A 12065-nucleotide genomic window follows, 5' to 3' on the forward strand; every position below is an offset into this window, starting at 1 on the left:
AGGGGGTTTTGTAGACATAATTTCCGATTTTCAGTTCCTTTTAGCTTTGGTTTATATTTTGATTGATAGGAATTAAGAACCCATGAGAGGTTTTAAATCATTAAATCGTAACCAAACTAACCAACTATAAAATGGACTTTAAACAATTCACTATCAAATCTCAGGAGGCCATCCAAAAGGCAGCCGAGCTCGCTACGGCTGAGCAACAGCAGGCCATAGAACCTGCACATATCCTTAAAGGGATATTTTCGGAAGACGAGAATGTTACCGACTTTTTGTTCAAAAAATTGAATGTCAATAAAAGCCTCATTGCACAAAAAACAGAGGACATCATCAAATCTTTTCCCAAAGTCAGCGGGCAACAGCCTTATCTTTCCAATGCCTCCAATCAGGTTTTGACCAAAGCGAAGGAGTTTCTCAAGAATTTTGGGGATGAATTCGTGGCCATCGAGCACTTGCTTTTGGCAATCTTGGCGGGTTCTGATAAGACAGCACAGCTCTTGAAAGACAATGGCTTATCAGAAAAACCACTCATCGAAGCAATCAAGGAACTTAGAAAAGGAAATAAAGTGACCGACCAAAACGCAGAATCGAAATATCGGGCTTTGGAGAAATACTCCAAAAACCTGAATGAACTGGCTAAGAAAGGGAAAATCGACCCTGTCATAGGTCGAGATGAAGAAATCAGAAGGGTCTTGCAGATTTTGGCAAGAAGAACCAAAAATAATCCTATACTTCTTGGTGAACCCGGAGTGGGTAAAACCGCCATCGTAGAAGGTTTGGCACAAAGAATAATAAGCGGAGATGTACCCGAAAATCTCAAATCAAAAATATTGATCTCACTTGATATGGGCTTGTTGGTAGCAGGTGCCAAATATAAAGGTGAATTTGAAGAGAGATTGAAGGCTGTCATCAAAGAAGTAACAGACTCTGATGGCGAAATCATTCTTTTTATAGATGAAATCCATACCCTGATCGGTGCAGGTGGCGGCGGAGAAGGCGCAATGGACGCAGCCAACTTGCTGAAACCGGCTTTGGCTAGGGGAGAGTTACATGCCATCGGTGCAACTACATTAAAGGAATATCAAAAATACATTGAAAAGGACAAAGCCCTTGAAAGGAGGTTTCAGGCGGTCATGGTCGATGAACCGGATGCAGCAGATGCCATATCAATCCTTAGGGGTATCAAAGACAAATATGAACTCCACCACGGTGTAAGGATCAAAGATGATGCTGTGATCGCTGCTGTGGAGCTTTCTCAAAGGTATATTTCAGACAGGTTTCTTCCTGATAAAGCCATTGACCTGATGGATGAGGCAGCTGCCAAACTAAGGATGGAGATAGATTCCCTTCCTCAAGAACTTGATGAACTCAACAGGAGGATCATGCAGCTTGAGATCGAAAGGGAGGCCATCAGGAGAGAAAATAACAAGGATAAAGAAACCGTATTGAGCAAAGAAATTGCAGAACTTTCTGAAAAAAGGCAAAGTGTCAAAGCCAAATGGGAAAGTGAAAAGGCTGTGATCGTCGGTATCAGGAATGAAAAAGAAAATATCGACAAACTGAAACTCGAAGCCGAACAGGCCGAAAGAGCAGGGGATTTCGGAAAAGTTGCTGAAATCAGGTATGGGAAAATTGTAGATTCCGAGAAAAAACTGGAAGGATTCAAATACCAACTTGAGGAAATGCAGCAAGGTTCGCCGCTTTTGAAAGAAGAGGTAGACAGTGAAGATATCGCTGCGGTGGTTTCCAAATGGACAGGAATCCCGCTGTCCAAAATGATTCAGAGTGAAAGGGAAAAACTGCTTCACTTAGAGGATGAGCTTGGAAAAAGAGTTGCCGGGCAACATGAGGCCATCGTCGCTTTGTCGGATGCAGTCAGGAGAAGTAGGGCAGGCTTACAGGACCCAAGGAGACCAATTGGTTCTTTCATCTTTATGGGAACTACCGGTGTCGGTAAAACGGAATTGGCCAAAGCCTTAGCCGAATACCTCTTCAATGATGACAATGCCATGGTGAGAATAGACATGTCTGAGTACCAGGAAAGGCACTCAGTCAGTAGGTTGGTGGGAGCACCTCCGGGATATGTCGGCTATGATGAAGGCGGTCAGTTGACAGAAGCGGTGAGAAGAAAGCCTTACTCTGTGGTGCTTTTGGATGAAATCGAAAAAGCCCATCCGGATGTGTTCAATATTCTCCTCCAGGTTTTGGATGACGGCCGTCTGACAGATAACAAAGGTAGAATCGCCAACTTCAAGAATACCATTATCATTCTGACCACCAATATCGGTTCACACCTGATCCAAGAGAGGTTTGCCGAAATGGAAGAATGGAACAAAGAGGAGATTATGGAGAAAACCAAAGCTGAAGTCTATGATTTGTTGAAGAAATCTGTAAGGCCTGAATTCCTAAACAGGATAGATGAAACCATCATGTTTGAACCACTCAATAAAAAAGTCATCCGTAAAATCGTTGACATCCAATGGAGAGAGATCCAAAAGCGTTTGGCTGAATCCAATATTGAGATAGATGCTACCAAGGAGGTTTTGGATTACTTGGGAGAAGTTGGATTTGATCCCAACTACGGAGCAAGACCGCTGAAGAGAACCATCCAAAAATTGATCTTGAATGAGCTTTCAAAGCAGATTCTCTCCGGATACATCAAAAACGATTCTGCTGTATTGGTGGATTTGGATGCTGACAAACAAGTATATTTCAAGAATGTGGAAAATGTAGAAGTGATGTAATCGACCGAAACGGTAAAGTTAAATTTGATTAAAAACCTGCACAGAATCCGGCTCTGTGCAGGTTTTTTGTTTGGTATTCAAACCAATACCTTTGGTCGGAGTTAATCTGAGTAAAGCCTTTTAAAAACCTATGCTTTTCAATCGAGAGAATTCTTTGGAAGATATTTTTCAGACCATCAAACATGAGCTCCACCGAGGGGCTTTGGATGCAAAACATCCATTTAGGTTTGTTACGCTTGCCACCCAATCAAAACATGGCGTTGACGCTAGGTATGTAGTCCTCAGGGCCATCGATGAAGAATTGAATTTTTATGTGTTCTCGGATGCCAGAACTTCAAAAGTGGGTCAATTGACTTTATGTCCTGAGATGATGCTGTTGCTTTACCATCCTTCCAAAAGGATTCAGGTCAAGGTTTCGGGAAAAGCTGAGATCAAAAGGAATGATGAGGTGACAGCTTCATTTTGGTCCAAAATCCAGGGAGATGCCCGCAAAGCCTATAACCAAATACTATCACCCGGGACTGTAATAAAAAATCCAGAGGAGGCTTTTGTCTGGAAGGGAACATTGACCGATTCCAATTTTACAGTCATCAAAATCATACCCATCGAAATCGAAGCGCTTCAATTGGATGGGTTGGAGCATCTTCGGGTGGTGTTTAAATTAGCGGATAAAAATTGGGACAAGTCTTGGCTTGCTCCGTGAAAAAGGAAATTGAAGCTAATGTTGGATTTGTTGATAAATAATTTTGTAAATTCAGGATTGACAAAACAACAAGCGATGGAAGAAATAATACCCGTAAAGAAAGAGAAAGACAAATCTGAAAGAGACAGACAGACTTTCTTTAGAGTGACTTTTAAAAACAACTGCAATTTGCTTCAAATCGCGGACAATAAAGCCAATATGATCATCAGTATCAATGCGCTTGTGATCTCCTCTATCATTGCCATCACAAGTTACGGTACCATATCACACCAGTTGGAGGCCCAAGGGACCATGACTCTCATTCCGATTTTGTTGTTGCTTTCCACTTGTCTTTTTTCAACCATACTTGCGGTGCGTGCCGCCAAACCGAAGATCCTTGGGAAAAATAAAAAGACCGAAGAAAAAGGAAAATCCAGCATGTTGTTTTTTGGAGAAAGTTCCACTTACTCCATGGAGGAATACCTGGAGGAAATCGATAGGATTCTTCCTTCCAAAAGTGAGATAAACCAGCAAATGTCCATCGCCCTGTTCTATCAGGGGAAAGTTTTGAACAGAAAATACAACCTTCTTGGCTATGCCTACAACGTTTTCATTTTGGGATTAGTCATTGGAGTCATTACTTTTCTGATTCATTTGGCTGTATTCTTTTGATAGAAAAGTGAGGATTGATTACTTGAGTATTTTGCATTGATGAAAAAATAGAAGACTTATGAAAAAAATATTTTTGGTATCCGTAATTTTAAAGTTATCAACCGCCGAAAATCCATCAAATGAATTAGGATGGATCCAAGCGGTACATAAGTCAGGTCAGATTTGGCTGACACTCTCCATCTTTATTTTTGCTTTTCTTTTTTCAATTTCTGATTCATTTTCTCAGGACAAAGACGTTTCCAAGCTTTTTAGGGACGAGGAGGCTTTGGATATCAAATTGGGCTTTTCATTCAAAGACATCAAGAAATCTGACAAAGAAGAAGCTGTTTCCCAGGAATGGCTTTATTACAAAGACAAATCCGGAGATTGGGATTCCTTGAAAATCGATTTGTTTGCCAGAGGGAACTTCCGAAAGGACCATTGTTTTTTTACACCCCTAAAAATCAAAATCAGCAAAAAAGAAAGAGAAGGGACACTTTTTAAAGGAAATAAAACCTTAAAGTTAGTGATGCCCTGCCAAAACAACAAAGCAGCAGATGACCTGACTTTAAAAGAATTCATGATCTACAAAATGTATGAGGAGGTTTCTCCCTATCATTTCCATACGAGATTGGTGAATCTCAGCATCACAGACCGAAGTGGAAAGCAGCCAAAAACTTTTGAAATCAAAGCATTCCTGATTGAGGATGATTCAGAAATCGCAGATAGGTTTGAAGGTGTCATGAAAAAAGATGTGGAACTGAACCCCTTCAGATTCATGGATACGGTATCTATCAGGCAGGATTTTTTCCAGTTTATGATCGGAAATACCGATTGGTCCACTGTCGTCCAACATAACATCGCCGTCATGCAGCTGCCCAATAAATCCTATATTCCCTTATGCTATGACTTTGACATGGCCGGATTTGTAAATGCCCCCTATGCCGTCGTCAATCCCCTGATTCCGATCAATTCCGTAACCGAACGCTACTATTGGGGTGTCTGCAGAGAGGCAAGTTTGTTTCAAAACACAAGGGAATATTACCTGTCCATCGAAAACAATATTTGGGATGCCTACGGCAAAGTCTCACCAAGCCTGAGTCCCAATGAACAGGAAAGCACCAAAAAATTCCTCACCGCTTATTTTGATATCCTCAAGGACGATAAAAAATTTAGAGACAATATTTTTTCTAATTGTAGGAAGTAGCTTCGGTGATTTTAGAATCAAAGAAAAACCATGTAGATGCTTGTTTTGGATCTATTTTTAGGGTTTTGCTATTTTGAAAGATTGCAACTTGTATTGAAGAGTTTAGGTTCGAATAATTGTTTTTTAAACTGAAGTCCTCACAACTATTGTTTGGTTAATGAATACTTTCTATTTTAGGAATAGGAATTCTGTTTTTTTGGATTTCTTAATGCCAACATTACCCGCTGCCCCAATACCATAATCAAAGATGGAGTCCAGAGACCATTCAAACGGGGCGTATCCGAAAAGCCATACGAGTAAGGAAAAGATTTCACCCAACTAGTTTTATGGATTATTTTATAAGTGCCTTAAAGAATTATGCGACTTTTACCGGAAGAGCCAGAAGGAGCGAGTATTGGTTTTTTACCTTGTTTTATTTTATTTTTCTTGTTTTAGCTGTAATACTTGACAATTTGCTTGGAATTACCATCGAGGACACCGGAATCGGGCCTCTTTACTTTATTTCTATATTAGCCATGATCATTCCGGGCTTGGCTGTGACAGTGAGAAGGCTTCATGATGTGGGAAAAAGCGGATGGTTTTATTTCATCGTCCTCATTCCGATCATTGGTAGCATTTGGTTATTGGTATTGATGGCGACCGATGGTATGCCGGGCAGAAACCAATATGGACCAAATCCTAAAGGAATTGGGAATGAAGTAGTCCAATTTTAGGTTTCCTCTTTTTCTCTGATTTCAAAATAAGTCTGACACATGATCGGTGTCGGACTTTTTTTTGAGGATATTTTTCCCAAGGGTAATTCTTATGTGAAAAATAAAAAAAGACCCACATTTCTGTGAGTCTTTGGTGGAGGATAACGGATTCGAACCGATGACCCCTACACTGCCAGCGTAGTGCTCTAGCCAGCTGAGCTAATCCCCCTAATTTTTTCACCTTTCCATTCTTTTTAGAAGGAAACATTTTTTCCAATCTTTACCCAGTTTACAGTGATCAGTTGGCAGCTTTTTGTAAACCTAAAGTTGAATCATGAAAGGCGCAAGGTATTCTCTGTAGAATCCTTTTTTAATTGGTCTGCAAATATAGAAATGCTTTTGGATCGGACAAAAGAAAATCGCTATTCAGCAGAATAATTTACCCGTGTCAGAATACTCCTTCCCAAGGTCACTTCATCGGTATATTCCAATTCCCCACCTATAGGGATGCCGCGTGCTATGGTACTTACCTTAATGCCAAATTCCTTGAGTCTTCTGGTAATAAAAAAAGAAGTGGTGTCGCCTTCCATCGTGGCAGGGAGTGCAAGGATGACTTCTTTTACTTTTTCATTTTCCGGACCTTGGGCGATTCTGTCGATCAGACTCTCGATCTTCAAGTCATCAGGACCGATGCCCTGAATGGGAGAAATCACTCCGCCGAGGACATGGTAAAGGCCGTTATATTGTGAGGTGTTTTCGATGGCTAGGACATCGGGAATGTCTTCCACCACGCAGATAATGCTTTTGTCCCTTCTCCTACCGGCACAGATGCTACACACCTCTGCGTCAGAAATATTATGACAAATGCTGCAATACTTAATGTCCTTTCTTAGGGAAAGCAAAGACCTTGTCAACTCTTCAGTGACATTTTCTTTTTGCTTGAGGAGATGAAGGGCGAGACGGAGCGCAGTCTTTTTACCGATTCCGGGTAGCCGGCTGATCTCATTGACAGCTTCTTCTATAAGTTTGGAGGGGAAATTCACAGGTTGGGTTATTTAGACAATTGCCGCTTGGATACCTGCATCCAAAATTGCCTCGCACATGGGTTTCAATTTTGAACGGCTGCCTTTTTTGACGGTGCATTTTCCTTTATAATGTATGATCAAAGTGCACTGTTCCGCCTGCTCGGGGCTATGCTGACATACTTTGATAAGTATCTTGGCTACGTGTTCAAAAGTATTGATGTCATCATTAAACACTACCAATTCGCACTCATCTGTGTCAATCAATTCCTCCAAAAGGACTTCAACCTCTTCCAACATGGGATATGCCTGTGTATGGTAATTCATTTTGCAAATTTAATAATTATGGGCAATTTAGCGAAATCTACCCTTAAGCCAATATGGATCCAAAGTTAGTTCTAATCGTCATAACATCATATTTTGCACTCTTGTTTTTGATATCCTGGTTTACTTCCAGAAATGTTTCCAAAGACACTTTTTTTACAGGAGACAGACAATCACCTTGGTTTTTGGTTGCTTTTGGGATGATTGGGGCTTCCCTTTCGGGCGTGACATTTATTTCTGTTCCGGGTGAAGTAGGCAATACGAGTTTTCATTATTTTCAGGTTGTATTGGGATATACAGTGGGATACTTTGTCATTGCTAAGGTTTTGCTTCCGCTGTATTACAGAATGAACCTTGTCTCCATATATGCCTATCTGGAGTCAAGATTTGGTTTTTGGTCTTACAAGACCGGTGCTTTTTTCTTCATCTTATCCCGGACTTTGGGTTCCTCTATCAGGGTTTTTTTAGTGGCCGGAGTATTGCAATTGGTATTGTTTGATAATTGGGGAATTCCTTTTTGGGTTTCAGTCTTGATTACTGTTTCGTTAATCTGGCTTTATACCCATCGTGGAGGAATCAAGACTGTAGTTTGGACTGATACCTTACAGACTTTATTCATGCTGCTTGCAGTGGTCATCAGTATTTACTTGATCGGAAAGGATTTGGGGATATTGACCATCAAGCAATTTGTCGGAACAATATCAGATGATCCAAGGTCTGAAATATTCAATTGGGACTGGAAGTCAGGGACAAATTTCTTCAAGCAATTTGCTTCGGGAGCTTTTATAACTATTGTCATGACTGGTTTGGATCAGGACATGATGCAAAAAAACCTGACTTGCCGTAACATCGGGGATGCACAGAAAAACATGTTTTGGTTTACCATCATTTTGGTAGTGGTCAATCTGCTCTTTTTGTCATTGGGGGTATTGTTGTACCTGTATGCGGAGACAAATGGTATTTCAATTCCTGCCAAATCAGATGACTTGTATCCTTTGCTCGCCACTTCCTATTTCAGCGCTTTTGTTGGGATTGTTTTTATACTGGGCATTACGGCTGCTGCCTATTCGAGTGCAGACTCTACATTGACAGCCTTGACCACTTCTTTTTGTTTCGATTTTTTGGAGATAGAAAAAAAGTTTAAAAAAGAAGATCAAGTCAAAGTGAGAAAAAGGGTCCACCTTGGCTTTACTGCCCTCATGTTTTTGGTGATTCTGATGTTCAGGTGGATCAATGACCAAAGTGTAATCAATTCTGTATTTATCATCGCAGGATATACCTATGGCCCGCTACTTGGATTGTATGCATTTGGATTGTTTTCCAAATGGCAAGTCAAAGACAAGTTTGTGCCTTATTTTGCCGTCGCAGCACCTTTGTTGGCATTTGGTATCAGCCAATATTCAGAGGAGTTACTTTGGGGCTATAAGTTTGGTTTTGAAGTTTTGATTCTCAATGGCCTTCTGATGTTCACAGGCCTGTATTTGATCAGAAAAAAGTGATCAGATTTCATGGCTTGCGATGAGTTCATTGATTTTCTTTAATCTCTGGATATTACTTTCCAATTTGCCTGAACTGCCGTCAAGATCAACCAAAATTGAAACCAATCCACTTGGCTTTTTTTGTGATTCCTGCATGTGATTGACCGTAGGTATTTTTGAAATCAATTCCTGCACATCTACCTCATACAAATCTGCAAGCCTGATGGCGTCTTCCATTTTAAGGTTGGAGCGGCCTTGTTCATATCTGGAATAAGCTGTGTAATCCTTTTTGCCTAGGTATTCGGCGATGTATTCTTGGGTATATCCTCTCAAAACCCTGTGCTTTCTGAGGTTTTCTGCGATGTGACTTTTCAATTCTGTTTCCATCTTGTATGAATTTTGAATAGATATTGCAAAAAGCATACACATTTGTTCAGATTAGGTAAAAAAACTATAAAAAAACCGAGAAATACGATCTAAACCCGTAAAAAAGCTGATTTAATCTTCCAATTTGATTTCAATGGGATTCCAAAAATGAAGGTTAAAATCCTGAATTTTATCGTTTACAACCCTGATACCTTCAGATTCCAAGAGCTGTTGCATCCTTTCCGGGGGAGAAAAGTGGTGTTTGCCTGTCAGCAATCCATTCCTATTGACAACCCTATGCGCCGGGACATCCGGCTGGGAATGGCAGGCGTTCATCGCATAGCCCACCATTCTGGCGCCACTTTTCAGCCCCAGGTAATTGGCAATGGTCCCGTAAGAAGTCACTCTTCCTTTTGGGATGAGACGGACCACTTGATAGACCAAGTCGAAGTAGTTTTCCTTTTCAGTTTTCATTCAAAAGATTTAACAGGTATTGATGAAGTTCAGACTTAATTTCATCTTCATTGGTCAAAGATGATTCAAGGGATATTTTGATGCTATATACCTCCTTTTGAATAGCTACCAATTCTACTTTGATGTTTGTGACCTCTTTTTTCTTTATCCTTATTTCAAAATCCCTGGAAAGGATTTCTTCAATTTCTCCAAGGTTAAATTTAAGGTGATAGGGTAATTCCATCTGAAAATCGATTTTTTTGTGGTCCAATCTGCTTAAATTAGTAACTTGAACGCCAAGAATGAGGTTATTTGGAATAATAGTTTTGTAACCATCGTCTTTTTTGATCACCACATTGAGTAGGGTAATGTCTTCGATCACACCGGTATTTTCACCGATTTTGATGGTATCACCCAATGAAAACTGATCTGTAAACATGATGATCAAACCATTGATGATGTTATTCACATAGTCTTTGGTCAAAATGGCAATGGCGGCAGCCACAATGGTCAAGCTTGTGAGAAATTCTAAGGGTCTGATATCAAAAGCAAGCATCAAGGCAATGACAAAAACCACTGAATTGAGTATATTCGAAATCCAGGCAATCCCAAGAAGAAAATTTCCATGAACCTTTTCATCGATGGATTTCCTTAAATAAATGCGGGCTGTAAAGATACGTGCCAGGGAAATGAGGATATTTCCTCCCAATAAAAAAAGTATGGCGCGGTGAATACTGTTAAGACTTGAATATTCACTGAGGTATTGTTGGATATCGGGAATGAATCTTGCACCCAAAAAGAGCATCAGGTAAATGATCAATTTCAAAATAAAGACCCTTTTCTTTTTGGATTCATTGATTTGGATCAGGGATTTTTGGATTTCCATAGAAGTGAAAAATAAGGGTTAGTTTTGGTAAAAGTAATAGAAACACAAAAAAGTTTGATTTATGGAACGGAATTTAATTATCACGGGTGCTACTGGAAATCTGGGAAAAGCAGTCGTTGAAAAATTTAAGAGGGAAGGGTATAGAGTGATTGCAACGGTTTTACCCGGTTCTGGAGAAACGGTCGAAGAAGCAGATGATGTATATGAAGTGGATGTCACTGATGAAAGTGCAGTTCGGGATTTTGCAAATGATTACATCATGCAATACGGAGAGATCGATGCCATAGGATTGTTAGTGGGAGGCTATGCAAGCGGAGACATTGAGCACACAAGTCTTGAAGATTTTGATAAAATGATCAAACTTAATTTTTATTCTGCATTCAATATGGTCAAAAGCTTTTTGCCGTTGATGAAAAAAGCTGATTTTGGTGATTTTTTATTCATTGGGGCAAGGCCTGCACTGCAACCTGAGGATGCAAAAAACGTTGTGGCATATGCCTTGAGTAAAAGACTCGTCATAGAACTTGCCAATTATGTTGCAGAAGATGTCAAAAATACCAAGATCAGGGCCCATGTTTTTGTGCCAAGTATCATTGATACCCCGGCCAACAGAGAGTCTATGCCTGAGGCGGACTTTTCCAAATGGGTAGGGCCATCCGAAATCGCAGAAGCAATGCACTATGCTGTCAACAACCCATCCCTGAGGAATATGACATTCAAATTATATGGAGCAATCTAAACCAAACTTTAAATATGAAAATGAAAATTAAATTCATTCTTGTTGCACTCATTGCAATTGTTGGGATTTCTAATGCCCAAACACAAAAAGATACCAGGCCATTGCGTGACTTTAATATTGTAAAAGTATCCAATGACATCAAAGCTGAATTGGTAAAAGGAGATGAAAATAAGGTAGAAATCACTGCGAGTGGGATTGATGTTGGGAAAGTTGAGACTTCGGTAGTAGGAGATGCGCTTGAGGTCAGGTTGGCAAGGGGAAATTACCGAAACCATTCCGTAAGGGTAGTAGTAACATATGTGGATATTCAGGGAATCGAAGCTACATCAAGCGCACAGGTCGTCGCCAAAAGTAAAATCGAAGCTCAGGAAGCCTATTTGTCTACTTCAAATAATGCCTACTTGGAAGCTATTGTCGAAGCCGATAAACTGAATCTCGAAGCCGCCACCAATTCCAGGATTTTTGTCAAAGGCAAAGTCACCCAACTGGAAGCAAATGCTTATACCAATGCCCAGATTGATGGGATGAATCTTGTTGCTGAAAAAGTAAACGTTTTGGGAAATACTACTGCAAATATCAGTTTTACAGCCACATTTTCCATCAATGGTTCTTTGGCTACGGCTGCCAAAATTGTATATGATGGCAATCCATCAGAGGTAAATGTTAAAACAGGCACAGGAGGAAGCATCAAGAAAAAATGAAAAAGTTCTTTATTGCTTCGCTGATTGTATTTTCTTTTTCCTCATCAACCCTATTTGCGCAGAAAAGTGAGGAGGTAAGGCAAGTGATTGCTTCGATGTTTGGAGGGATGAAATCAA

Annotated in this window: 13 protein-coding genes and 1 tRNA gene; 8 read left to right on the top strand and 6 right to left on the bottom strand. The window is 40.2% G+C overall.

What is annotated here, in order from left to right:
• Nucleotides 1-131 precede the first annotated feature (131 nt).
• The 5 genes from clpB to ACZFYI_RS07955 all read left to right on the top strand — a co-directional run bounded on the left by clpB (nt 132) and on the right by ACZFYI_RS07955 (nt 6000).
• A complete protein-coding gene (gene clpB, locus ACZFYI_RS07935; protein ID WP_462523587.1) occupies nt 132-2747 on the top strand; it encodes an ATP-dependent chaperone ClpB in 2616 nt (871 codons plus the stop codon).
• A 130-nt stretch (nt 2748-2877) separates the two neighbouring features.
• Nucleotides 2878-3450, top strand: a complete 573-nt coding sequence (locus ACZFYI_RS07940) for a pyridoxamine 5'-phosphate oxidase family protein (RefSeq protein WP_462523588.1) — start codon at nt 2878-2880, stop codon at nt 3448-3450.
• Between the two features lie 75 nt (nt 3451-3525).
• The gene (locus tag ACZFYI_RS07945; RefSeq protein ID WP_462523589.1) at nt 3526-4101 is read left to right on the top strand and encodes a Pycsar system effector family protein; all 576 of its coding nucleotides are present in this window, start codon (nt 3526-3528) and stop codon (nt 4099-4101) included.
• A gap of 58 nt (nt 4102-4159) precedes the next feature.
• Nucleotides 4160-5287: a hypothetical protein gene (locus ACZFYI_RS07950; RefSeq protein ID WP_462523590.1), complete on the top strand. Its 1128-nt coding sequence runs from the start codon at nt 4160-4162 to the stop codon at nt 5285-5287.
• A gap of 326 nt (nt 5288-5613) precedes the next feature.
• Nucleotides 5614-6000 carry a DUF805 domain-containing protein gene (locus tag ACZFYI_RS07955; protein WP_462523591.1) on the top strand — a complete coding sequence of 129 codons (387 nt, stop codon included), beginning with the start codon at nt 5614-5616 and terminating at the stop codon, nt 5998-6000.
• 131 nt (nt 6001-6131) lie between these two features.
• On the opposite strand, the gene ACZFYI_RS07960 is transcribed toward ACZFYI_RS07955, so the two are convergent.
• From ACZFYI_RS07960 to ACZFYI_RS07970, 3 genes are all read right to left on the bottom strand, one after another.
• A tRNA-Ala gene (locus tag ACZFYI_RS07960) sits at nt 6132-6208 on the bottom strand.
• Between the two features lie 193 nt (nt 6209-6401).
• Nucleotides 6402-7022 (bottom strand): recombination mediator RecR, encoded by a 621-nt coding sequence (gene recR / locus ACZFYI_RS07965; protein ID WP_462523592.1) that lies wholly within the window; start codon nt 7020-7022, stop codon nt 6402-6404.
• Between the two features lie 12 nt (nt 7023-7034).
• Nucleotides 7035-7328 (bottom strand): ATP-dependent Clp protease adaptor ClpS, encoded by a 294-nt coding sequence (locus ACZFYI_RS07970; protein ID WP_462523593.1) that lies wholly within the window; start codon nt 7326-7328, stop codon nt 7035-7037.
• 53 nt (nt 7329-7381) lie between these two features.
• On the opposite strand from ACZFYI_RS07970, the gene ACZFYI_RS07975 reads away from it, so the two are divergent.
• Entirely contained in the window at nt 7382-8824 is a 1443-nt protein-coding gene (locus ACZFYI_RS07975; RefSeq protein ID WP_462523594.1) for a sodium:solute symporter, read from the top strand.
• Here the strand turns inward: ACZFYI_RS07975 and ACZFYI_RS07980 are convergent, their stop codons facing one another.
• The 3 genes from ACZFYI_RS07980 to ACZFYI_RS07990 form a co-directional block, all read right to left on the bottom strand.
• Nucleotides 8825-9190 (bottom strand): helix-turn-helix domain-containing protein, encoded by a 366-nt coding sequence (locus ACZFYI_RS07980; RefSeq protein ID WP_462523595.1) that lies wholly within the window; start codon nt 9188-9190, stop codon nt 8825-8827. It lies immediately after the preceding gene.
• A 111-nt stretch (nt 9191-9301) separates the two neighbouring features.
• Nucleotides 9302-9643 (bottom strand): MGMT family protein, encoded by a 342-nt coding sequence (locus ACZFYI_RS07985; protein ID WP_462523596.1) that lies wholly within the window; start codon nt 9641-9643, stop codon nt 9302-9304.
• On the bottom strand, nt 9633-10508 hold the full coding sequence (locus tag ACZFYI_RS07990) for a mechanosensitive ion channel family protein (RefSeq protein WP_462523597.1): 876 nt from the start codon (nt 10506-10508) through the stop codon (nt 9633-9635). The genes ACZFYI_RS07985 and ACZFYI_RS07990 overlap by 11 nt, the downstream gene beginning before the upstream one ends.
• 61 nt (nt 10509-10569) lie before the next feature.
• Here ACZFYI_RS07990 and ACZFYI_RS07995 point away from each other — a divergent pair, with 61 nt between their 5' ends.
• Entirely contained in the window at nt 10570-11247 is a 678-nt protein-coding gene (locus ACZFYI_RS07995) for an SDR family NAD(P)-dependent oxidoreductase (protein WP_462523598.1), read from the top strand.
• A gap of 14 nt (nt 11248-11261) precedes the next feature.
• The gene (locus tag ACZFYI_RS08000) at nt 11262-11948 is read left to right on the top strand and encodes a head GIN domain-containing protein (protein ID WP_462523599.1); all 687 of its coding nucleotides are present in this window, start codon (nt 11262-11264) and stop codon (nt 11946-11948) included.
• Nucleotides 11949-12065 lie beyond the last annotated feature (117 nt).

This window comes from Aquiflexum sp. (genome assembly GCF_977115555.1).

Bases quoted from the DNA above. Each gene is read 5' to 3' on its own strand.
- clpB (WP_462523587.1), top strand. From the start codon at position 132: ATGGACTTTAAACAATTCACTATCAAATCTCAGGAGGCCATCCAAAAG.
- ACZFYI_RS07940 (WP_462523588.1), top strand. From the start codon at position 2,878: ATGCTTTTCAATCGAGAGAATTCTTTGGAAGATATTTTTCAGACCATC.
- ACZFYI_RS07945 (WP_462523589.1), top strand. From the start codon at position 3,526: ATGGAAGAAATAATACCCGTAAAGAAAGAGAAAGACAAATCTGAAAGA.
- ACZFYI_RS07950 (WP_462523590.1), top strand. From the start codon at position 4,160: ATGAAAAAAATATTTTTGGTATCCGTAATTTTAAAGTTATCAACCGCC.
- ACZFYI_RS07955 (WP_462523591.1), top strand. From the start codon at position 5,614: ATGGATTATTTTATAAGTGCCTTAAAGAATTATGCGACTTTTACCGGA.
- ACZFYI_RS07970 (WP_462523593.1), bottom strand. From the start codon at position 7,328: ATGAATTACCATACACAGGCATATCCCATGTTGGAAGAGGTTGAAGTC.
- ACZFYI_RS07975 (WP_462523594.1), top strand. From the start codon at position 7,382: ATGGATCCAAAGTTAGTTCTAATCGTCATAACATCATATTTTGCACTC.
- ACZFYI_RS07980 (WP_462523595.1), bottom strand. From the start codon at position 9,190: ATGGAAACAGAATTGAAAAGTCACATCGCAGAAAACCTCAGAAAGCAC.
- ACZFYI_RS07985 (WP_462523596.1), bottom strand. From the start codon at position 9,643: ATGAAAACTGAAAAGGAAAACTACTTCGACTTGGTCTATCAAGTGGTC.
- ACZFYI_RS07990 (WP_462523597.1), bottom strand. From the start codon at position 10,508: ATGGAAATCCAAAAATCCCTGATCCAAATCAATGAATCCAAAAAGAAA.
- ACZFYI_RS07995 (WP_462523598.1), top strand. From the start codon at position 10,570: ATGGAACGGAATTTAATTATCACGGGTGCTACTGGAAATCTGGGAAAA.
- ACZFYI_RS08000 (WP_462523599.1), top strand. From the start codon at position 11,262: ATGAAAATGAAAATTAAATTCATTCTTGTTGCACTCATTGCAATTGTT.